Source organism: Okeania sp. SIO2B3 (assembly GCF_010672525.1).
Taxonomy (GTDB): Bacteria; Cyanobacteriota; Cyanobacteriia; order Cyanobacteriales; family Microcoleaceae; genus Okeania.
The window spans coordinates 1-22,053 of the sequence record NZ_JAAHGH010000027.1 but is presented as its reverse complement, the minus strand read 5'-3'; the positions used below and the strand labels follow the sequence as shown (position 1 = coordinate 22,053).

Sequence of the window (22,053 nt, the reverse complement as noted above, 5' to 3'; positions counted from 1 at the left end):
TTAATATTAATAGAAATATTTCTCATTAGTTTGAGTGAAGTCTCTACTTACAATACTGAGGATTAAACATATTGTACATTAAGACTTTGACTGACAAATATTTTTCGCAATTTATTGAGATATTTTCTCATCTTTTTTTGAGGAAAATTTTGAGTACAGTAAGCTTTCAGGTATCTAAAATTGCATATTTTTCAAGAGCTATTATGGATGAAATACTGATATATCAAGAGCGATCGCAATTTTATCCGATAGTAAAATATGCAGCTTGAATACGCAACAATTTAATAAATATTGCTTTATAGCGATTTTCAAATAGATAGACTACAGTGGTCAAACCATTCTCCTACTGCCTACTTCCTGCTCCCTACTCCCTACTCCCTAACCTCTGAATAAGTGGTCTGTATATTTATTTTTTTTGTGCTATTTTTAGCCACTAACCCACAGGCAAACGACGATACCTCTATTATTTGTTACCTGTTCAATAATAATTATAGTTTTGTCAAGTTATTTCATCCCATCATTATCAGAAATAAACAATCAGAATCAATGGTAATTTGAATGATATTTAGCTACTTAAAAGTATGAATTACTAATCATAAATAAAATATAAGAGATCAAAACAAATGCAAACTTCACGAAAACTAGCTTCATGGAAAATCAGAAAAGTCAACAAAAATGGTAATCAAAAAAACCAGATTCAATATTTAGAAGGAAAAACTAATGGTCAAAATAAAACTACCGTTGCTAACAATAATATGGATAAATTACAAAGTGATTGGTCTGGTTATTGTGATGAATTAGATATTGATTAATTCTAATTCAATAACTTGAACTGCTAAAAGTTAGTAACATCTAACTACCATTAATATCAATGATTATCAAGGAGAAAACAAATGTCAAAGATTGGTCTTTTTGTCGGTAGTACAACAGGAAAAACTGAATCAGCAGCAGAAATGCTTCAGGAAGAATTTGGTGGAGAAGATGTAATTACTATCCATAATATGGATGAGGTAAATACCGAAGATTTTGATGGCTATCAAAACATTATAATTGCTAGTCCCACCTGGAATATTGGTGAACTACAAAGTGATTGGGAAGGTTTTTTTGATGAACTAGATAATATTGATTTTAATGGTAAAAAAGTAGCCTATTTTGGCACAGGCGACCAAATAGGATATGCCGACAACTTTCAAGATGCTATGGGTATTTTAGAAGAAAAAATCTCTAGTTTGGGAGGTAAAACAGTTGGATATTGGTCAACAGATGGCTATGAGCATACTGAATCTAAAGCTGTCAAAAACGGTAAATTTGTAGGTTTAGCTCTTGATGAAGATAATCAAGCTGAACTTACAGAAGAACGCGTCAAAAAATGGGTAGCACAACTCAAAACAGATTTTGGGATTTAGTCTGATTTGATTTAGAGGGTAAAGGGAGATTTACGAAACTGTATTGAGTGATGAAAATCTACCTAACTTTCTAATATATGAATGCTTGACAGAAGGAAGAAAGCTAGAGGAAAAAAGAGAATTTAACAAATTCAACTTAAGAAAAAATTCAGAAGTCACGCCCGTCATAATTTCTGAATTGAATTCTGTACAATTCGCAGATTTATGGAGTAAATTTGAGAGCAACGTTAAATCATATATTTGCTGGTATTTAATTAGCTAGTAGGAAATTAATACCCACCACTAATTAATATGAAATGTGAAAAAAAATGCTATGGAAAACATCCTCAATTCTTGCTTTTAAGAGAGGAATATGTAGTAAAATTTTAGTATTTCATTTAATTATTTATCTTAATTTTTCCTCCTAACTACTGACACCAGCTTTAGTCTATGAAACTCTCAACACCTACTCCTGAAATTACCTTCTTGCTTCTGCACAATTATTTTGTACTTAAAGCTACTATTTACTAATTATTATCTTGATAACTTAGGAGAATGAAAAGCAATGTCTAAGATTCCAGACGTATTGTGGTTAAATACCAGTCCTAGTCTACAAGTTTTTGACCGACGATTGATTCATTACCTATCAAGGAAAGTATTAATTGCTGAATGGGATTATTTTCAAACTGCTGATGAACCTTGTACTCTAGACGTAGCTGTTACTTTACTCCATGATTATCTCAAATCTTTGAATAAACCTATTCATCTTATAGGTCATAGCACAAGTGGATTAGTAGGATTAATATATGCTCGTAAATACCCAGAAAGAGTGAAGTCTTTAACTTTATTATCTGTCGGCGTTCATCCTACAGTTGATTGGCAAGCACATTATTATGTACATCGCCATCTTTTACCTTGTAGTCGCCAAGTAATTTTGATTAATATGGTGCAAAGTTTATTTGGTGAACAAGATAAAAGAAATACTCAAAATTTAATCAGGATATTGGAGAGAGATTTAGATTTATCTCCATCACCTCACTCATTGTTAAAACGCCAAAGTATGGTTCCTAGAGGAGTTCCTGTACCTTTAATGGTATGTGGTGGCAATGACGATCCGATTATCGATCCTAATTTAATTGGAGGATGGCAACCATTTTTAAAACCTGAAGACCGGATTTGGGAATGTCCTGAAGGTGGTTATTTTTTCCATCATTTTTATCCTCTAGATGTAGCACAACCACTGATAGAATTTTGGCAGGATAATGCACTGGTTTTATCGGAGATAAATCAGGAAGTAATAGCGAGTAAAATTTGATATTAGTCAAATAACTAGAGAGCAAATTATTATTGCTAATTATTGGCTTATTTTTCTGAAAAATAAGTGTTTGATTTCTTTTGAAAAAAACCGTAAGTAAATAGTTAGCAATCTCTTCAACTTTTTTCTAGTTATAGCGTTCCTCAGGTTAGCGAAGTACAGTTATCTTTTTTATTTTTGCCTTTCGGAGCTGTTGCCTTTCGGAGCTGTTGCCTAAAACCTAGAATTGTGTACCTCAGCAAGTATGATAATTGCTATATACGACTAAATATAATTAGTAATTTTTCCCAAATTATTAATTCAGAATAGAGTTAAAACTATGATTAATTTGATTCCAGAATATCTACTCCAAAATCTAGGTCATATCATTTTTATGATGGGTCTTCTATCATTAATTACTATAAGTTTGCGGAATTGTTATTTAACCTTTCAGCAAGGAATGAGTTATGTTAAACGACTGCATCAAATTCCTTGTAGTCGCTGTACATTTTTTACAGGAGATTATCGTTTGAAATGTACTGTACATCCTTACAATGCTCTTACCGAAACAGCTCTAAATTGTAGTGACTATGAACCAAATAATCCTCTAGCAAAACCAATTTTAAGAAAAAAGGACGAGAGTTTAAAAGCCACATCTTTTTAAAGGGTGGATGAAAAACGAACGGGCGATTTTAATGGCTTTAAAAAGTTGTCATTTTTTATTCTTTAATGTGATCATAATAATATGGAGGTGATAAAGATGTATGGATGCCAACAAGAGTTAATTAAAATTCCAGAGAATTTCCGGTTTTTAGAATATTTATGTATCACAGCAAATAAGCTTATTAATTGCGGGATTTATTTAGCCAGACAATGGTATTTTAAATTGGGGTATATCATAGGAAAATACGGGGTGCATCTCATATTTGCAACAATACTTTTTTCCTATATATTTCCTGTTGCCTGTTGCCTTTCGGAGCTGTTGCCTGTTGCCTAAAAGCGATAATTTTTTGGCTTTATTCAAAATTGAGATGCACCCAAAATACGACTTAGAAAAAAAGCTAAATTCCAATAGGAATTACCAGTTTTTGTATTCTCAAGCAGCACAACAAACTCTTAGGAGAGTAGCAGAAGCATTTAAGTCATATAAAGAACTTTCTCAAAAGTACAAAAAAGGAGAATTAACCAATAAGCCTCAATTGCCTAAGTACCGTAAAAAAAGGAGGGATGGGAGTTATAACTTATCCCAAACAAGCTTTAAAACTTGAAAAGGAGAAAGTAACAATACCTTTGGGAAGAAAGGTTAAAGCAGCATTTAAAGTTGATAGTTTTTTCTTTGAATTTCCCACTAATCTTGAGTTTATAGGAGAATAATTGTGAGCTTAAATTCAGTAATTACTAAACCCCAAAAACTAAAGCAGCATCAATTTAAACGTCGCCAATTAATACCATTAACAGACGTATTATTATGGCGAATAGATTCTGGAGTGGTTCGAACTCTTACCAAAAATGAAGAAGAAAATACGATTACTTTAGGATTTTGGGGTCAAGGAGACATTGTCGGTCAACCTCTATTTCCATCTTATCCTTATCAAGTTGAATGTTTAACTATTGTAGAAGCAAGTATCTTACCAAGGGGTTATTTCTATACTCAAGAAGTAATGCTTTCTCACATTCAAAAAACTCAAGAGTTACTCAGAATTATTCATTCTAGAAAAATCAAATTGCGACTGTTGAGATTATTAAAATGGTTAGCTGATAGATTTGGTAATCAACTGCCAGACGGGCAAATATTGGATATGAGGTTCACTCATCAAGAATTAGCTGAAATTGTTGGTACAAGTCGCGTTACTGTAACACGACTACTAAATCAATTTGAAAAGGAACAGAAAATAGGGTGGTCTCAGAATAATTGCCTAATTCTTTTTAATCAGTAAAAAGACAAGTTGTCACCTCCTGCAATACTTTTAATCCTTGAATACTACCTCGAATAAGTTGGAAAGCAGGCAGTGGTTGACGAAACATAGCGATCGCCAATGCTAAAGGTTGCAAACTTCCAGATGATGTCAGAGCAGAAGAGATATTGGGAAGGTCATGGTAATAGTCATCGCTGACTACTCTCACCATCGCCACGGAGACAGAGAGGTTAGCAAAGAAATTGAGAATGGCAAAACCTTCCATATCTACCACTTCTGCACCAGTATTTTTTCCCAATAGTTGTTTTTCCCCTGCCTTGTAGATGAAGCGATCGCTAGTTAAACCCGTTACTAAAGAAGCTTTTCCTTTTAAATGTGCTTGCAACTTAGCTGTTAAAACACTATCGCACTTTTGCCTGGGTAACTGAGAATAATCTTTTGATTTTGGGTTTAATACACTGTAGTCTGTATGGTGTTTACAATTGGTTGGAGTTTGAGTCCCCATCCACTTCTTCCTTCTTCCCTCTTCCTTCCCTGTTACTTCTTCCCTGTTACTTCTTCCTTCTTCCTTCTTCCTTCTTCCCTCTTCAATATATTTAACGCAGTCTCGATAAATAACCACATCTCCAGGTTGATATTGACTAGATAAACTACCACACAATCCCATAACCAATATTGTAGAGGGTTGATGGGAGGAAAAATCTTGTCTCAAATAACGAGTAACAGATGCAGCACCTATGGGCAAAGACAATAATTTAGGCTGAGATAACTCAGGGGTAAGACCGCGCTTCACAGATTTTAGTTCTGGCCCTTGGACAACCAAAATGGTATCAATCATTTCAATTTATAGGTAAGAGTTTTAAATAATTCTAAGTTTTTGAACATCTTACTTGCATATCCTCATATTTTGTTGGAAATATAAGTAATTAGCCAGCGATAGAAGGGGGTATTTTTATAGATGTCAGGGTCTACAGACTATATTTTTAGCAATACTCAAAATCTCAAAGAATTAGAAAGACTGCAGGCGATCGAACAAATTTTTGACCCAAAAACTCGTGAACGAATTTTAACAACTGGAATTACAGAAAAATGGCAATGTCTGGAAGTAGGAGCAGGAGCAGGAGCGATCGCTAAATGGCTCGCAACAGTTGTTGGAGATAGTGGAAAGGTTGTTGCAGTTGACCTAGATACTCGTTTTTTGGCAAAAATTCAATCATCTAACATTGAAGTTTTAGAAGCAGACTTTTGCCATCTCGCACTGGAAAGTGAATCTTTTGACTTAATTCATGCACGTTGTCTTCTCATCCATATTCAAGATTTTCAACTTGCCTTATCAAAAATGGTAGATTTGCTCAAACCCGGTGGATGGTTAGTCATTGAAGAGCCAGATTTTTCTGCGGCTAAAGCTATTGCGGGAGATAGTCAAATGTGTCAGTCAGTCAAGCAAGTAAATCTTGCTATTGAAAAGATGTTTGCAGATAGAGGAGCAGATTATGCTTTAGGAGCAAAGTTACCAGAGGTATTGCAAAAGTATGATTGGCAAAAGTTATCTGTAGAAAATGATGCTCCTATTTCTCCAGGGCGATCGGCAATAGCCAAAATGATGAAAATGTCTGCAATGCAGCTTACAGAAAAATATGTTGCAACTGGTAAAGCAAGCTACTCTGATGTTGATAACTATTGTTTGTTTGCAGACGACCCTAATACACAAGCAATTTACCACGCAATAGTAGGAGTTATTGCACAAAAATCTTATAGCATTAAGTCTTTTGGCGCTTGACAATAAATTTTAGTTGTAAGGGAATAGAGGAATATCTGCACAATAGTAGGAGTTATTGCACAAAAATCTTATAGCACTAAGTCTTTTGGCGCTTGACAATAAATTTTAGTTGTAAGGGAATAAAGAATAGGGAACAGGGAATAGAGGAATGTCCGCGCCATATTTACTGAATAATTAATAATTAATAATTATCCATTAATGAAGTAGCGCTATAGATAGTTCAGTATTGAATATTATTAGGACTTACGCAGTACAACGTATTTCCATCATTGCGACCCACAGGGAAGCAATCTCAAATCCTAATTTTTCGTACCTTATGCGTAAGTCCTGATTATATTAAGGAACGAGTTTTTTAGGACTTAATGTTGATGATGAACCACAAGACAGGGAAATGTTTTTCTCACAAATGTTTTTTCATCAGACAAAAATTGTCGAGCGGAAAAATCTCTAATAAAACGCTACTATCAAGCTGGTAATACCGTTTCACGGAAGTCAAAAGTCAAAAGTCAAAAGTCAAAAGTAAGATTTTACAGGCTCAAAACTTTGACATTACAGTAATTTCAAAAAATTATTTTACATCTAAGATTTGAAACTATTTGTGACATCTCCAAAGTGAATTGGTATAACTATTTTTTAACTTATATTGCTTATGAATTCTCAATCCTACCTTTACCTTTTAACTACATTATTGTCATTAATCAATCCACTTTTATTAATGCAGGCAAATGCTCAATCTCGACCTATGAAAATTCCTACTCCTTCCATTTCAGAAGAAGCAAAAGAAGTTTGTCCTCCACCAGCTTTATCTCGTCTCCAACGTCATACCATTACTACTGGAGAAACCATTGAAACTATTGCTCAAAAATACAACCTAATTCCTCCTACCCTGTTAGCATTTAATCGAGTGCTACAGAAAAGTCCGCCAACCGTGGGTACTGAGATAATTATTCCTCCCTATAATGGGATCGCCGTGAAAGTACCTACTGGCACAACTTGGAAAAATGTTGCAGAAAATTATAATATCCGTGCTGACGCATTATATGAAGTTAATGGTTGTCCACAAACACCAGAACAACAGACACCAGAAGTGGTTTTTTTACCAGGAGTAAATTGGTCTCCAGGGCAAAAAGCACCCCCACAAATTTCTTCATTAAAAGGTTATCCTTTACCTTTTGAAACTAGGGTGATTTTAGGTTATGGTTGGTTACTGCATCCGATTAAAAATCAAGTAGTTTTTCATAGTGGTTTAGACTTAATTGCTAATAGTGGTACATCAGTTTTTTCTGTAGGAGAAGGGATAGTAGCATTTGCCGGCAAACAAGGTAATTATGGCAATTTAGTAGTAATTAATCACGCTGCTGGCAAACAAACTCGTTATGCCCATTTAGATTCTATCAATGTTAAAACTGGTCAAAAAATTGCACAGGCAGAACTTTTAGGTACAGTTGGTCAGACAGGAAAACCTGATTTTGAAGAAGCTCATCTTCATTTTGAAATTAGATATAATTCTCCTTTTGGTTGGGTTGCCGAAAATCCTAATTCTTATATTGAAGTAGTGTTTAAGTGACTAGAAATAATCGCTAATAAAATTTAATTACTTATGAATACAGACAACTGAGATTTCAACTACGTATATCTAGATTTTGCTTTTATATGTGTCAATAAATTTCTCTTCAGTAAATATCAATTTTGGCTATTCGGATGACAATCAGATAAAACTATGTCATAATTAATATTAGGAGTATTTTAATTTTTTTTAGGAAATGCTTAATAAACTTCCTCTAAAAAATGAATTGATAATTTATTCCCAAACAATAAAAAACACACTAACTAGAATAAAAATTAGGAGTATAGATGATGATAGGCGTACCACTTTACTTAATGATGTTATGTTTCCTAGCTACTATTATCTGGGAAAAAGTAAAATATAATTCTGAAGCAGATTCTCAAAGCTAAATTCAGAACTCAGGTAATTTTCGCTCCTCCACTGGTCTGGTTATGTACAAAATGATTTAAACTCCCTATATTTACTGATCGAATTTAGTTATTTATGGAATATATAGCAGAAGTTAAGAAAGAAGAACGCTTTACTTATCTAAGAGAGAAGGAATAAGGTTGAGTATTGATATTCCATTGTTTTAAATATTCCATAAGTCAAGAGTAATAATGGCAGTTACTATATATTCTTCCCCTATCTCTCAAGATTACTGCTATCGATAACTTTAACTTTAGATATAAGCAGGCTTTGTACGAAGGTTATCGGAAATATAAATTCACTTTTTTTGTTATATCTAAGTAGCATGATATTAATATTCCTGATATGAAGTTAATGAATATTAATATTAAATTCCCATCAGTAAAATACCTTTAAAAAAACAAACAAAATTTAAACTTACCAAGAAACTTTTAGGATATTCTTTTCAAAGTTATATCATGTCCGGTAGCATCGGTATTTTATAGCTAAGTTCATTAATTGATAATGGATAATGGATAATTACCTCTGGTTAAAACCGCTCTTGATTGAATATAAGGAAATATTATTTCTTCTCTTGGTCGATTGGATATGGCGAGGAGACCTCGCCATCCCTCGACCGCTTTTTCCCCTTAAAAGGGGAGGCTTTAAAGCAGAATTATTTAATTATTAATTATTAATTATTAATTATTCGGTAAGGAAGAAGCGGTGCGACCCCGCGTCGGTGACAGACGCAAGCGGTCAGACCCCGCGACGACGACAGCTCGCTTGCGGAACGCGCACTCCTTTTCGGGAATGCTGACTCCTTTTCGGGAATGCGCACTCCTGTGAGGAAGAAGGAAGAGGGAAGAGGGAAGAGAGAAGAGAGAAGAAGTAGGAATGCTTAAGAGCAAGAAAAAAACTTAAATTTCCAGATATTCACCCTTGGGTTTACACAAACACACCCCAACGGACATGACATTAATCACAACTATAGTAGGCAACAGGGAATATGGAACAGTTGGAAAAACATTTTCTAGCCTAATATTTGTCATTCGCATAAGTCCTAACCAATTTTTTTCTTAGCTATAAATTTAAGAAGTAAGAAATTTGCGAGCAAGATACTCACACTGTTTACCCAACAAATTTAATTAAAACAGACACAGTAATACTATCGAACATATTATTAATTTGTCTCTACTCAGCCATCTGCGATCGCCCCTTATATCATGTTCGGTTGAATACTTATAATATCTGTGGACCGAAGGCAGCTATGCTGAGGGCAGCTATGCTGAAGGGAAAGAGCAAGGTTAGAAGACAGAGAGTTTTTTATAACTGATTATCCGAACATGATATTACCTGAAAAAACTGATGGCCGATGGACAGTATCCCATCAATTGTAATAAATTGTTACAATAATGATTGAAAGATAATTTAATTTTATAGATATTATGCATCTGACTTGGTTAGATAGTAATTCCTGGTTAATTGAAATTGGAGGTAAACGACTCCTGCTGGACCCTTGGTTAGTTGGTCCCCTAGTTTTCGGTAATCTACCTTGGTTATTCAAAGGAGAGAGGCGTACTCCTCGTGCCATACCAGAAAATATAGATTTAATTGTATTATCTCAAGGGTTAGAAGACCATGCTCATCCCCAGACCCTAAAACAGTTAGACAAAAATATTCCTGTAGTCGCTTCTCCCACTGCAGCAAAAGTAGTACAAGAGTTTGGTTATTCTCAAATAGTCACACTTGCCCATAATGAGACATATTCTTTTGACAATAGTATTGAAATTAGAGCAGTTCCTGGTTCACTCGTTGGCCCAACTCTGGTAGAAAACGGTTACATTTTTCAAGACCTAAAGACCGACAATACAATTTACTATGAACCACATGGCAGCCATTCTGAAAAAATCAAAGAATTGGCTCCTATAGATGTGGTTATTACCCCGATTATAAATTTGAATTTACCGTTAGTCGGGCCGATAATTAAAGGAAATGAAAGTGCTTTACAAGTAGCTCAATGGTTGAAACCCCAAGTAATGTTACCTACAGCAGCAGGGGGCGATATAGATTTTCAAGGATTATTAATATCTTTACTCAAAGCAGAGGGAAGTGTGGAAAAAATACAACTTCAGTTAACCAAAAATAATTTGGAGACAAAAGTAATAGAGGCTCAACCTGGAGAACGTTTTGAAGTACAATTAGAGCAAAGGGTATTAGCTAATTAGGGTTTGCTGAAAAAGTCTTATGGGTTAGGGTAGGAGACAGGAGACAACCCACCCCTAACCCCTCCCAACCCACCCCTAGCCCCTCCCCTCCTGGGAGGGGAAGACAGCAGACAGGAGAAATGGGTACTTAGAGGAGGTAGGAGTAAGAATTGTCAATTTGGGATTTTTCTGCCCAACTATGAGCCTAAAATACTAACTTTTTGAGGGTTTTATACCAATTTAAAAAAAGAATGCTACAAAAAGGTAGATATTGATAGGATATGCTTAAAAATAGCTGCTTCAGTTCATTTAAGATAGTTATCCCTATCTTTTTTCCCTTTTTTTCAATATTTACCCCTTCTACCATTTGTAACAAACATTTATCAAATTGGTATTAGGCGTAATACCAGGAACTTTTTAAAAGCCCCAAAAAGGCTAAAACCTTTATCTGTAAATACTTTTAGATTTAATCAGCAAGCCCTAATTAAACATAATAATTCCGCAGGAAATGCTTACCATTCAATAATAGTTGACATATTTTGAAAGCTGTTAACTATTACAGCAGGTTGAGGGTAAATGAGGTACAAATATGAATGGTAAAGTATTTGTAGTGCGGGCATCTTGCCCGCGACTGGTGTACCTCACTAATATGAAGTACGCTGTAACTTTATGAAGCTAATTTTTGAAGATTTCAGGTTAATAATATGATTAATTTCATATTGCATGACTAGCTTTTCCTATGATATAGCCATCAGGAATCAGATGTGAGAATTGAGGTGTTCCTTTAAAGTATAGAATATAGCAGTTATCTTATTTATATATATTCGTTTTTTCCCTATTCCCTATTCCCTATTACCTAAGGCGTAGCGCTATAAAAGTATGATTAATTTTCGTTGGATTTTTACAGTAATATTATCTTTGTTTTTGATTATTAGTAATTCTCAACCAGCTTTAGCTTCTATTCATACTTATCCCGAATCTTCTACACAAATCATGTATCGTTCTCGACAAAGTTTGCGAGACCTTTCAGATAGAGCATGGCAGATTGTATTATATAAAAGGATAAAATATGGTAAACTAATAACTTTAAATTTACGATTGGTAGGATTTCCTGGAATTATTGAGTTAGCTCATCCCCAACAGTTACAAATTACTACTGGCACTGGTAATATCTGGAATGCAGAGGATATTTTAGTTGATTCTTCTTTTCCTGCTAATGTTGGAGAATATGACTTTTTGGAAGTAATGAAAAAGTTAAATTCTGATACTCCACTGCGAATTAATATACCTTTGCAAGGTGAAAATTCAGCAGAATTAGTCGTACCAATTTTTGCTGTTAAAGAATGGCGAAAATTGTTCGATGAAGTTGATTTTTTGTGATTTTTTACCAAATAATTAAGGTTTGAAGCTTCTCCATTCATGGAGAAAAAAGAAAAAAATTCAAGAATAGGTAATTCTAAATTCTAAATTCTTGAATGTATTCTAGCTGAGAAAGAATTGGTCAGGACAATTACTGATTATGAATCTTAGACTAGGAAATGTTTTTCCAACTTTTCCCTGCCATAGTTGAGATTAATTAAGGAGAAAAAAAGTGAAAAAAATAATTATAGTTTGCTTATTAATATTCACATTGATCAACTTTATAGAAATGCCCACTGTATTAGCAGCAGAAACAGCAAAAGGAGCAGAAATTTTTCAGATTAATTGTGCTGGTTGTCATGCTAAAGGAGGCAATATTGTTAGATGGTGGAAAAACTTAAAAATAGGAACTTTGAAAAGAAATAAATTAGATTCTGTTGAGGCGATCGCTTTCCTAGTTAAGAATGGAAAAAATAATATGTCTGCTTACAAAGACCGTTTAACTGAAACAGAGATAGAAACAGTATCTGGTTATGTGTTGAAGCAAGCAGAAAATGGTTGGCGTTAATGTTAATTATTCTGATGTTTGCTTCTCCCTGTACGGACGCCCTTATGCAACGTCCCTACCCACTCCCCTACTTCCCCTCCCCTCCTGGGAGGGACCCGCGGGTGGGTTGGGAGGGCCCCGCGGGTGGGTCCCCTGTTCAACAAAGTGTAGAAAAGTTTTTGAGAAATGGAATTACTTTTAGGGAGAGGTAATTATTAATTATCAATTATTGAAAAATAGTAATTCAAAAATAAGATTGAGGCATTTGTTAGTCTTTTGATGAAGATTTTCCCAAATCTCCATTGACTAGATGTATAATTTTGATTATGATAATGATTATCATAATCATCCTAGTAAATAAAATGGCCATAAATCTAGGAAATCAGCCCACAGAATCTCTTTAGTAAACTAGAAATAGTAATTTCCCAGCTACTCAGTAACTCATTTTAACAAGTAAAATTGATTAGCATTATGACTGATTTTCTTGTTAATGACAAAATGACCTCACTCTATAGCATTCTTCAAAATAAATAAGATTTAAGAGTAGCTGTCTTCGTCAATAAATTTAGTAATAATGAATAATTCACTACAATTAGATATTCCTAAAAGAGGGATGCCAGTTACTATTATTACTGGATTTCTAGGCAGTGGAAAAACAACCCTAATCAATCAAATTTTGTATAATAAGCACAACTTAAAAGTTGCAGTATTAGTTAATGAATTTGGAGACATTAATATAGATAGTCAGTTATTAATAGATATTAATGACAATATGGTAGAATTGAGCAATGGTTGTATTTGTTGTACGATCAACGAAGGATTAGTAGATACAGTCTACGAAATTTTAGAACGGGATGAAAAAATTGATTATCTAATTATAGAAACCACTGGTTTAGCAAACCCCTTTCCAATTATGTTAACTTTTTTGAGTACAGAGTTAAAAGATTTAACTTATTTAGATTCTGTACTGACTTTAGTGGATTGTGAAAATTTTACACCAGACCATTTTGATAGTGAAGCAGCTTTTAAACAGATTGCTTATGGGGACATTATTTTACTCAATAAAACAGATTTAGTATCCCAAGATCGAGTAGATTATTTAGAGTCTTATATTAAAACTGTAAATAATGGAGCTCGGGTTTTGAGAAGTGAGTACAGCAAGATACCATTATACTTAATCCTAGATGTAAATCTATCCAAACTTCAGCCTTATTCTCTTCTAGAAAATAATAATCAGCGTGAACTACAAAAAATCCCTAAAGATCATCTAATAAACGATGGTTTTACGTCTATTTCATTCCAAAGTAAAAGACCTTTTTCTGCCCTCAAATTTCAACAGAATTTTCTAGATGAATTACCAGAGAATATATTTAGAGCAAAAGGAATTCTTTGGTTCAAAGAAAGTGAATCAAAACATATATTTCAATTGAGCGGTAAACGCTATGATATGCAAGTAGAGGAATGGTCAACCACTCCGACAAATCAGTTAGTATTGATTGGACGAAATTTGAATCCATTAATAATTCAACAAGGCTTAACAAACTGTCTAACTATGTGATAAATTAAGAATGGCGATTATCAGAGAAATATAGATAATAATCCTCATAACTAATCTTATTTATGTTGGAAAATCTCTGCCAAACTCTCCGAAAAAATATTAACCTTCAAACCTTTGAACTATGACTTTATCAGCAGTTCCAGAATTTGTTTCTACCGATGAATTGAAAACAAAATCTCAGCCTCCTGTTACAGAAGCTGAAATGATTCAAGCGGTGAGAACTTTATTAATAGGATTAGGAGAAAATCCAGACCGAGAAGGATTATTAGATACTCCTAAACGGGTGGTAAAAGCACTAAAATTTCTAACTTCAGGTTATCATCAATCTCTAGATGAATTGTTGAATGGAGCTGTTTTTAATGAAGATATCTCAGAAATGGTTTTAGTTCGAGATATCGATCTTTTTAGCTCTTGCGAGCATCATATTTTGCCTATTCTTGGTCGTGCTCATGTAGCATATATTCCTAATGGAAAAGTAATTGGACTATCAAAAATTGCTCGAATTTGTGAAATGTATGCCCGACGTTTGCAGGTACAAGAACGTCTAACAGCACAAATAGCTGATGCGCTTCAAGGATTACTTAAACCTTTAGGTGTTGCTGTAGTTGTTGAAGCAACTCATATGTGCATGGTCATGCGTGGAGTACAAAAACCAGGTTCTTGGACAACTACTAGCGCTATGCGTGGTGTTTTTGCTGATGACGTGAAAACTCGTCAAGAGTTTATGAGTTTAATTAGGCATAGTAATTCTTTTCATTAGTTTTTTGAAGTTTAGCTAGAATAACAAAAAGGTAAGCATTTCCTACGGAATGCTGCGCAAACAGCAGTCAGCTTTATTACCTTTAGTTAACAAGTCAATTTCGTTGCTCTTGTGCTTCAAATATTTGAAAATGTAGGAGAAGTTAAGCTAATACTTGCTTAATTAATTTTTATTGCTGAGAGCTAAATGCTAATAGCTGAATGCTTAGACAAAAAGTTGATTGGCATTAAAATTTCTGATGATGCTAAGACAAAAAGCATTAATACTAAAATCAGAAAGGAAGAGACTTTTTGCCCCATACTTAGAATTGCTCCTATCAAGTTACGAAGTAGGTGAGCATCAATAAATGTAACGTAAGCATTCAGCCGTCAGCCATCAGCTATTACTTTTAGTTGAGGATAAAAGCTTTATTAATTATCTTACGACAAAAGTTGGCTCCCTTGCCCTTAAAGTCTATATTAATTTAAACACTGCCATTAAGGAGAGAGTCTTATAGCTGATAGCTGACAGCTAATAGCTGTTTGCGCAGCATTCCGCAGGAAATGCTTACAATGTAACAGAACTTACGCACCCAAACAAGAAACCGGGTTTATTGCCCTAATTATTTTTTTTTTTACCACGAAATTTAGTCGGTAAACCTGGTTTCTGCGTAAGTTATGTTATTAATATTTATGTTTTTCAATGTTACGAAAATGGCTAATGCATTAGGTGCAGAAATGACAGAAGGTGGGGAACTTTTTCAGATTCATTGTGTAGGTAGTCATGTTAATGGAGGTAATATTGTTAGATGGGGAAAAAATTTCAAAATAGAGACTTTGGAAAGAAATAAACTAGACTCTGTGGAGGCGATCGCTTACTTAGTTAAGAATGGGAAAAATAATATGTAAGCTTACAAAGACCGTTTAATAGAAACAGAGATAGAAACTGTATCTGGTTATGTGTTGGAAGAGGCAAAAAATGGTTGGCATTCTGAAGGGGCGATCGGTAAAGTAAAAAGTTTTTGGGATAATCTTTTTAACAATTGATAATTGATAATAAAAGAGTTTTTTAAATCTCTAGTTTATATCCCCCCTGCCCCCTTTTGTCAGGAGGGAGCCTTCAAATTCCCCCTTTGAAAGGGGGATTTAGGGAAATTGTAAATGTACTTCATAACTTTGGGAATTGCTATAATACTCTAATTATCCATTATTCATTATCAACTTATGAATTCTCCTAACACAAATAATCAGAATCAGATCCCGCGACGTTTTCGAGAAAGAATACAGATCGCTAAAGACAACAAACTTAAGAAGTTAGATTTAAGTGCTAATTTTTATAGCACATCTGATGAAAAATTAACTGAAATTCCTATTGAGGTTTGGGAATTAGAGCAGCTAGAAGTATTAAATTTAAGTTATAATCAAGTAACAACCATCCCGGAATCTATCACGAAACTTACTAATTTAACTCTGCTTGGTTTAAATAGTAATCAATTAACAACCATCCCAGAATCTATCACGAAACTTACCAATTTAATTGGGCTTGATTTAAGTAGTAATCAATTGACAACCATCCCGGAGTTTATAACGAAACTCACCAATTTAATTGGGCTTAATTTAAGAAATAATCAATTAACAACCATCCCGGAGTTTATAACGAAACTCACCAATTTAACTGAGCTTAATTTAAGAAATAATCAATTAACAATCATCCCGGAATCTATCACGAAACTTACCAATTTAACTGGACTTGATTTAAGTGCAAATCAATTAACAACTATCCCGGAATCTATCACGAAACTTACCAATTTAACTGAGATTGATTTAAGTTATAATCAATTAAAAACCATCCCGTAATCTATCATTCAACTCACCAATTTAACTCTACTTCATTTAAGTAGTAATCCCCTGGAAACTCCACCAATAGAAATTGCTGAAAAAGGGATACAAGTAATGAGAGAGTATTTCCAACAAATAAAAGAAGAAGGAACAGATTATCTCTATGAAGCAAAATTACTAATTATTGGAGAAGGCGGTGCTGGCAAAACTACTCTAGCTAATAAAATTCAAAACCCAGACTATCAACTACGAGATGAAGATACAACTAAAGGAATTGATGTTCATCAGTGGAATTTTCCCACAAAAAAACAACACAACTTTCAGATGAATATTTGGGATTTTGGCGGACAAGAAATTTATCACGCTACTCACCAATTTTTCTTGACTAAACGCTCCTTATATATCCTGATTGCTGATACCCGCAAAGAAGATACAGATTTCTATTATTGGCTGAATATAGTAGAATTATTGAGCGATAATAGCCCTTTATTAATTGTCAAAAATGAGAAACAAGACCGGAAACGAGAAATTAATCAACGGGAGTTACAAGGGCAATTTACTAAGATCAAAGAAATCTTAGAAAGCAATCTTAAAACTAACCGAAATTTAGAAAAAATTAGAACAGAAATCCAACATTACATCACTAACTTACCTCATATTGGTAGTGCCCTTCCTAAAACTTGGAAAAAAGTGTGGGAGGCATTAGAATTAGATTCTCGTAACTATATTAGTCTGACAGAATATTTATCTATTTGCGAAGCTAATGGGTTGAATAAAGATGAGGATAAATTACAATTAATTGGCTATTTACATGACTTAGGAGTTTGTCTACACTTTCGGGAATATCCGTTGTTAAATAAAACAGTTATTCTCAAACCAGAATGGGGAACAGCAGCAGTTTATAAAGCTTTAGATAATCGGAGAGTTTATAATAATTTTGGCAAATTTACCAAAAATGACTTAACCAAGATTTGGCATGAAAAAAAATATGCCAATATGCACGACGAGTTACTACAATTAATGATTAAGTTTCAACTATGTTATAAAATTCCCGATAATTCTCAGACATATATTGCACCTCAATTACTAACAGCAGCTAAACCAGCATATAACTGGGATGAAAATGATAATCTGATTCTACGGTACACTTATGAATTTATGCCGAAGGGAATTATTACTCAGTTTATTGTGGCGATGCACAAGGATATTGAGTCACAAAAATATGTTTGGAAAAGTGGAGTTATTCTCAAGAAAAATCGAGCTAGAGCAGAAGTAATTGAATATTACGATAAGAGAGAAATGAAAATTAGGATTTCTGGGCAACAAAAACGGGATTTAATGATAATTGTGACCCACGAATTAGAGAAAATTCATAGTTCGTACAATAATCGACTCAAATATCATAAATTAATTCCTTGTAATTGTGCGGGTTGCCAAAATATTCAGAATCCTTATTTCTACAACTTTAGTGAATTAAAAGAACGAATTAATTATCACAACTACACTATTGAATGTGGTAAACCTCCCTATCATAAAGTTAATGTATTGAGTTTAATTGATGATGCGATAGATAGGAGTCGGGATGAAGAATTTTTCTCACCTAGAAGAGATTTTCTAGAAGTAGAAAATTCTCCTGAAGTCAAGGACAAAAAAGAGAAATTGAGCGGTCTAAATTTCTTGTGGAAACAATTTTTATATTGCTTGAGTTGGATGCAGAATGGGCAAATGATTTTGGCGTTGGTTTCTGTGATTATTGGTATTGGTGTGACGATTATATATCCTAAATTATATCCATCTGGTTTTCCTGAATGGATTGAGAAAATTCAAGAGATAATATTTTCCACTCCCCAAAAAGAAAAAGAATCTGAGAAAAAGCAGAGCGTGGGAAGTGTGGGAAGTGTGGGGAAACAGAGAAAATAGGAGGAATAATTGTACCTTGACTTTTTGTGAGGGTGCAACCGAAAATCCTTTGGCGTGGCGATTGATTTTCATTAGCTCTTAGAAAATGAAAATAATGGATGATGATTTTTTCCTTCTATTGCGTATAGAGCAATAGTCGTTTCATTTGCTAAAGCTCCTGGAGATAGATGGTGAAATTTTTCTCTTCTATTGCGTATAGTTTTTAGGCTCCTTAAAACGGTTTTCCTGAAACCTTTGTATTTCAAGAAAAAATACCAAATGGGTTTTATAGACTCATATACTTTCCTTCTTTCTTCTTCCTTAAATCAAACTACTTAACTTAGGATTTCTTTCTCGCAAAACCTCAGAATAAAGCATTTCCAATTGAGCAATATTTCTACTCAAAGTATAACGTTCTAAAACTCTCCGGCGAGCTTTTTGCCCCAAAAGAGTAGTTAATTCAGGATGATCCTTAAACAAAGGCAATAAAGTTTGCAACTGAGTAGTAACATTATGAGTATTCAAAATTATACCCGCACCATTTTCCAACACCTCACCATCAGCACCCGCATCTGTCGCCACACAAGCCAAACCACAAGACATTGCTTCCAACAAAGCCAAAGACAAACCCTCAACCAAAGAAGGTAAAATAAACACATCCGCACCACGCAAAATTTCTATCCGTCGTTGTTCATCACTCACATATCCAAACCAACTAACCCCCTTCACATCGCTATAGAAAACTTGCAAAGAAGCAGCTAATGGCCCATCACCAACAATTATCAAATGACTACCATTTCCCATATCACAATGTTTCCAAGCCTTAAGTAGAGACTCAACATTCTTAGCCGTAGAAATACGACCTAAATAGAGAAATATACGTTGAGCATTTAACTCAGCCTTGAGACTAGAGAAACCAGGACAATATTTATCTACATCAACCCCATTGGGAATTACTGCCACTTTATGGCCAGGAACTCCTAATTTCACCAAGAAATCTCGCTGTATTTCAGAAAAAATAATAACTCGGTCATAATGTGCCAAAAAAGGAGCATATAACTGATAAGCCAAAAATTGAGTCCCAGATTTAATATTGCGCGGTTTACTATCAAACTGGGCATGAAAAGTAGCTACTAAAGGAATATTTAGCTCTTCGCAGATTTCAGGCAGTAAAAAATCAAGAGGAGAAAGAGTTAGAGAAGCATGGACAATATCAGGCTTGAGTTTCTGTAAAGCCTCGCTCAAAACTTTGCTAGATTTAAGGGTAGGTATGATATAACCCTGAGATTTGTAGATACAAGGTAGAGACACTTCATGAAATCTTGGCCATTTATCAGGTTCATTATCTTCAGTAGCAAAATGAAGAAAGCTAACCTGATAGCCCAGGTCTAATAGAGCATTGGTTATTTCTCTAGAGTAGGTAACGTTGCCACAAAAAGGATATTTTTTTCCAAGCCAAGCAATATGCATTCAGATGAATAGGCAGATATTATTTTTGAGAGATTTTATCATTGATAGACAAAAACGCCTCAGTTTTTGACTTCTCCCCGCGATAAATCGACGGGGATTCTAAAAGGATACTGCGCAATGGGTTAAAACCGCATTGCTTCGCGTCTTTTTAGCTGACCAGAATTTTAACTTCTGGGGACGAGTCAAAACGCCCCTAGACACTCGACTTAAATCAAAATTAAGTGTTGTGCTTACTTCTTGATTCAGTCCAGGGCTTTTCCCAAGACCGCACTGAATCGCTTTACGAATTATATTGGCTGCACCATTGGCATCAGTATTAATATACTGATGATGACCGGTTTGATACAAACCTCTTTTTCTTCGTTTTCCTGATGGTTGCCACCCTTTCCTACGGAATGCTACGCAAACAGGTTTTTCACCGAAAATAGGTAGCCAATCATTATCTAAAAACGAAGCCTTGGAAGTATAACTTTCCTCCGTTTCTATAAATTTAATCCCGTATTGAGAACATAATTGAGCTATACGTTCTTTAAGTTTAGCTGTAGGAATTGACACAAAAGATTGATTGGTCTTTTTTCCTAAATTACTCTCTTTTTTTTGCTCTTTATTCCATCCAAAAACAATAACTCCAATCTGATTGTCCAGACAGTGATTAATGACCATTCTCGCTGCTTTATTCACAGCATCTTTCATTTGTCGATTCCGTTTCTCTGTGATCTTAGCTAACCGTTTTGACCAAAATCCAAGTCGCTTCCCATCTTTGATAATTGACACCTGTTTGTTATACCAACGATTAACATATTTTAGGTTTTTTCCATCAATAATCAAACTCATACCGACGTTAGAAACCGCCGTCAACCAATTGTTTAATCCTGGATCTATTCCTAGTACATAGTCATAATTTAACTCAACTTTTTGACCTTCAATCTCATAAATAAATTCAGCATAAAAACATTGATTTCTGGGCAGGATTCTTAGTTCTTTAATGTCATTAAACATTAAATTTGATGGCATACTTAAATAAAAACTATCAAAGCCAAACCATTGTTTAACCTTCCTCCCTAAAGGAATTCTAATCTGATTACCTGTTAATCTTAATGCTTGTTTGGGATAAGTTACCAAAGCTAATCCTCCCTTTTTTCTACTATATTTAGGCAGCTTTGGTCTATCAGTTAGCTCTCCTTGTTTGTACTTTTTACTTAATTGCTTGAATGACTTAAAAGATTCGGCAACACTTCTTAATATTTGTTGGGCTGCTTGAGAATATATCACCTGATAATGTTGGTTGCTTTTATACTCTTTCTCTAAGTCAAACTTACCGATAATCTTATGGGTTTTCAAATAGATTTGACGACCATAATAAATGCCACAATTGGTAAGCTTGTTAGATTCACAGCAGATAAATTCTAATACAGCTTTTAATTCATGATTTGGACTAATTAAATTTTGTTGACAGCCATACATTTTTATTTTTACCTCCCTCAGACTATAATAGTCTTAATTAAAAGAAAAAGATAGGATGGATTAAAATCCATCCAGTCGCATTTCACCCATCGCTTCAAAGACGATGGCTTTCATGCTCCCGTGTTAATTTGGTAAATAATACCATTTGGTGACATCTCCCACACTAAGCTGACGCTATAGTCTGGGCTTCTCGTTTCGTAGCCCCGGTATCCCGTCGGGCAAGCGCGTGCTTTAAGGATGTCTGGGCCCTACCGCCCTATTTTTTATATTTATCGCCGCATTTAAGTCGCGGTCTATTAATATGCCGCAATGTGGACAAGAATGAGTTCGTATGTTTAATTCTTTAGGGACTTTTTCCCCACAATTTGAGCAATCTTGGCTAGTATTTTTGGGCTTCACTGCTATGGTTTTCCCCTCCAGCATTTTCGGCTTTGACAGTTAAAATAGTTAGAAATTGGCCCCCAAATCGCATCGTTAATTGATTTACTTAATCGGGTTTTTGCCAGTCCTTTAATATTTAAGTTTGCCTCCGGCACGCCGCTCCGCGTCTACGTGGGCAATAACTTCAGATGAGTGATCATAATTCATTGGCTGTTTTGATCAGGTAAATCATACCCGCTTGTCAGCTACTTTTTTATGTTGT

At 34.5% G+C, this 22,053-nt stretch carries 20 protein-coding genes; 16 read left to right on the top strand and 4 right to left on the bottom strand.

Going from position 1 to position 22,053, the window contains the following annotated elements:
- Window positions 1-623 precede the first annotated feature (623 nt).
- The 6 genes from F6K15_RS19045 to F6K15_RS19020 all read left to right on the top strand — a co-directional run bounded on the left by F6K15_RS19045 (window position 624) and on the right by F6K15_RS19020 (window position 4,616).
- Window positions 624-812 (top strand): hypothetical protein, encoded by a 189-nt coding sequence (locus tag F6K15_RS19045; RefSeq protein WP_293063250.1) that lies wholly within the window; start codon window positions 624-626, stop codon window positions 810-812.
- Between the two features lie 81 nt (window positions 813-893).
- Entirely contained in the window at window positions 894-1,406 is a 513-nt protein-coding gene (fldA, locus tag F6K15_RS19040; RefSeq protein ID WP_293063248.1) for a flavodoxin FldA, read from the top strand.
- Between the two features lie 544 nt (window positions 1,407-1,950).
- Window positions 1,951-2,700 carry an alpha/beta fold hydrolase gene (locus tag F6K15_RS19035; protein ID WP_293063246.1) on the top strand — a complete coding sequence of 250 codons (750 nt, stop codon included), beginning with the start codon at window positions 1,951-1,953 and terminating at the stop codon, window positions 2,698-2,700.
- Between the two features lie 319 nt (window positions 2,701-3,019).
- Entirely contained in the window at window positions 3,020-3,343 is a 324-nt protein-coding gene (locus F6K15_RS19030; RefSeq protein WP_293063244.1) for a hypothetical protein, read from the top strand.
- A gap of 563 nt (window positions 3,344-3,906) precedes the next feature.
- Window positions 3,907-4,053 (top strand): hypothetical protein, encoded by a 147-nt coding sequence (locus F6K15_RS19025; RefSeq protein ID WP_293063242.1) that lies wholly within the window; start codon window positions 3,907-3,909, stop codon window positions 4,051-4,053.
- 2 nt (window positions 4,054-4,055) lie between these two features.
- Window positions 4,056-4,616, top strand: coding sequence for a Crp/Fnr family transcriptional regulator (locus F6K15_RS19020; RefSeq protein ID WP_293063240.1), 561 nt, complete (start codon window positions 4,056-4,058; stop codon window positions 4,614-4,616).
- Here F6K15_RS19020 and F6K15_RS19015 read toward each other — a convergent pair.
- The gene (locus tag F6K15_RS19015) at window positions 4,606-5,433 is read right to left on the bottom strand and encodes a phosphorylase (protein WP_293063238.1); all 828 of its coding nucleotides are present in this window, start codon (window positions 5,431-5,433) and stop codon (window positions 4,606-4,608) included. The genes F6K15_RS19020 and F6K15_RS19015 overlap by 11 nt on opposite strands.
- 120 nt (window positions 5,434-5,553) lie before the next feature.
- On the opposite strand from F6K15_RS19015, the gene F6K15_RS19010 reads away from it, so the two are divergent.
- The 10 genes from F6K15_RS19010 to F6K15_RS18965 all read left to right on the top strand — a co-directional run bounded on the left by F6K15_RS19010 (window position 5,554) and on the right by F6K15_RS18965 (window position 18,497).
- Entirely contained in the window at window positions 5,554-6,375 is an 822-nt protein-coding gene (locus F6K15_RS19010; RefSeq protein WP_293063236.1) for a bifunctional 2-polyprenyl-6-hydroxyphenol methylase/3-demethylubiquinol 3-O-methyltransferase UbiG, read from the top strand.
- A gap of 649 nt (window positions 6,376-7,024) precedes the next feature.
- Window positions 7,025-7,942, top strand: a complete 918-nt coding sequence (locus tag F6K15_RS19005) for a M23 family metallopeptidase (protein WP_293063234.1) — start codon at window positions 7,025-7,027, stop codon at window positions 7,940-7,942.
- A 1,835-nt stretch (window positions 7,943-9,777) separates the two neighbouring features.
- Complete coding sequence (locus F6K15_RS19000; protein WP_293063232.1) at window positions 9,778-10,557, top strand: MBL fold metallo-hydrolase; 780 nt, start codon at window positions 9,778-9,780, stop codon at window positions 10,555-10,557.
- 858 nt (window positions 10,558-11,415) lie between these two features.
- Window positions 11,416-11,916, top strand: a complete 501-nt coding sequence (locus tag F6K15_RS18995; protein ID WP_293063230.1) for a DUF3122 domain-containing protein — start codon at window positions 11,416-11,418, stop codon at window positions 11,914-11,916.
- 211 nt (window positions 11,917-12,127) lie between these two features.
- On the top strand, window positions 12,128-12,463 hold the full coding sequence (gene petJ, locus F6K15_RS18990; protein WP_293063228.1) for a cytochrome c6 PetJ: 336 nt from the start codon (window positions 12,128-12,130) through the stop codon (window positions 12,461-12,463).
- A gap of 553 nt (window positions 12,464-13,016) precedes the next feature.
- A complete protein-coding gene (locus F6K15_RS18985) occupies window positions 13,017-14,000 on the top strand; it encodes a GTP-binding protein (RefSeq protein ID WP_293063227.1) in 984 nt (327 codons plus the stop codon).
- A gap of 121 nt (window positions 14,001-14,121) precedes the next feature.
- Complete coding sequence (gene folE, locus F6K15_RS18980) at window positions 14,122-14,760, top strand: GTP cyclohydrolase I FolE (protein ID WP_293063225.1); 639 nt, start codon at window positions 14,122-14,124, stop codon at window positions 14,758-14,760.
- 692 nt (window positions 14,761-15,452) lie between these two features.
- Complete coding sequence (locus F6K15_RS18975) at window positions 15,453-15,647, top strand: hypothetical protein (RefSeq protein ID WP_293063224.1); 195 nt, start codon at window positions 15,453-15,455, stop codon at window positions 15,645-15,647.
- Between the two features lie 315 nt (window positions 15,648-15,962).
- On the top strand, window positions 15,963-16,595 hold the full coding sequence (locus F6K15_RS18970) for a leucine-rich repeat domain-containing protein (protein ID WP_293063223.1): 633 nt from the start codon (window positions 15,963-15,965) through the stop codon (window positions 16,593-16,595).
- 96 nt (window positions 16,596-16,691) lie between these two features.
- On the top strand, window positions 16,692-18,497 hold the full coding sequence (locus F6K15_RS18965) for a COR domain-containing protein (RefSeq protein ID WP_293063221.1): 1,806 nt from the start codon (window positions 16,692-16,694) through the stop codon (window positions 18,495-18,497).
- Between the two features lie 300 nt (window positions 18,498-18,797).
- On the opposite strand, the gene F6K15_RS18960 is transcribed toward F6K15_RS18965, so the two are convergent.
- From F6K15_RS18960 to F6K15_RS38470, 3 genes are all read right to left on the bottom strand, one after another.
- Window positions 18,798-19,946: a glycosyltransferase family 4 protein gene (locus F6K15_RS18960; protein ID WP_293063219.1), complete on the bottom strand. Its 1,149-nt coding sequence runs from the start codon at window positions 19,944-19,946 to the stop codon at window positions 18,798-18,800.
- 99 nt (window positions 19,947-20,045) lie between these two features.
- Window positions 20,046-21,410 carry a transposase gene (locus F6K15_RS18955; RefSeq protein ID WP_293063217.1) on the bottom strand — a complete coding sequence of 455 codons (1,365 nt, stop codon included), beginning with the start codon at window positions 21,408-21,410 and terminating at the stop codon, window positions 20,046-20,048.
- Window positions 21,411-21,641: 231 nt separating this feature from the next.
- Entirely contained in the window at window positions 21,642-21,833 is a 192-nt protein-coding gene (locus F6K15_RS38470; RefSeq protein ID WP_363268271.1) for a zinc ribbon domain-containing protein, read from the bottom strand.
- Between the last annotated feature and the right edge of the window lie 220 nt (window positions 21,834-22,053).

What these genes read in the sequence shown, in the direction of transcription:
- folE (WP_293063225.1), top strand. Translation starts at nt 14,122, where the DNA reads ATGACTTTATCAGCAGTTCCAGAATTTGTTTCTACCGATGAATTGAAA.
- F6K15_RS38470 (WP_363268271.1), bottom strand. Translation starts at nt 21,833, where the DNA reads ATGCTGGAGGGGAAAACCATAGCAGTGAAGCCCAAAAATACTAGCCAA.
- F6K15_RS19000 (WP_293063232.1), top strand. Translation starts at nt 9,778, where the DNA reads ATGCATCTGACTTGGTTAGATAGTAATTCCTGGTTAATTGAAATTGGA.
- F6K15_RS19010 (WP_293063236.1), top strand. Translation starts at nt 5,554, where the DNA reads ATGTCAGGGTCTACAGACTATATTTTTAGCAATACTCAAAATCTCAAA.
- F6K15_RS19035 (WP_293063246.1), top strand. Translation starts at nt 1,951, where the DNA reads ATGTCTAAGATTCCAGACGTATTGTGGTTAAATACCAGTCCTAGTCTA.
- F6K15_RS19045 (WP_293063250.1), top strand. Translation starts at nt 624, where the DNA reads ATGCAAACTTCACGAAAACTAGCTTCATGGAAAATCAGAAAAGTCAAC.
- fldA (WP_293063248.1), top strand. Translation starts at nt 894, where the DNA reads ATGTCAAAGATTGGTCTTTTTGTCGGTAGTACAACAGGAAAAACTGAA.
- F6K15_RS18975 (WP_293063224.1), top strand. Translation starts at nt 15,453, where the DNA reads ATGGCTAATGCATTAGGTGCAGAAATGACAGAAGGTGGGGAACTTTTT.
- F6K15_RS18985 (WP_293063227.1), top strand. Translation starts at nt 13,017, where the DNA reads ATGAATAATTCACTACAATTAGATATTCCTAAAAGAGGGATGCCAGTT.
- F6K15_RS19030 (WP_293063244.1), top strand. Translation starts at nt 3,020, where the DNA reads ATGATTAATTTGATTCCAGAATATCTACTCCAAAATCTAGGTCATATC.
- F6K15_RS18995 (WP_293063230.1), top strand. Translation starts at nt 11,416, where the DNA reads ATGATTAATTTTCGTTGGATTTTTACAGTAATATTATCTTTGTTTTTG.
- F6K15_RS18965 (WP_293063221.1), top strand. Translation starts at nt 16,692, where the DNA reads ATGAGAGAGTATTTCCAACAAATAAAAGAAGAAGGAACAGATTATCTC.
- F6K15_RS18960 (WP_293063219.1), bottom strand. Translation starts at nt 19,946, where the DNA reads ATGCATATTGCTTGGCTTGGAAAAAAATATCCTTTTTGTGGCAACGTT.
- F6K15_RS19005 (WP_293063234.1), top strand. Translation starts at nt 7,025, where the DNA reads ATGAATTCTCAATCCTACCTTTACCTTTTAACTACATTATTGTCATTA.
- F6K15_RS18970 (WP_293063223.1), top strand. Translation starts at nt 15,963, where the DNA reads ATGAATTCTCCTAACACAAATAATCAGAATCAGATCCCGCGACGTTTT.
- F6K15_RS18955 (WP_293063217.1), bottom strand. Translation starts at nt 21,410, where the DNA reads ATGTATGGCTGTCAACAAAATTTAATTAGTCCAAATCATGAATTAAAA.
- F6K15_RS19015 (WP_293063238.1), bottom strand. Translation starts at nt 5,433, where the DNA reads ATGATTGATACCATTTTGGTTGTCCAAGGGCCAGAACTAAAATCTGTG.
- F6K15_RS19025 (WP_293063242.1), top strand. Translation starts at nt 3,907, where the DNA reads ATGGGAGTTATAACTTATCCCAAACAAGCTTTAAAACTTGAAAAGGAG.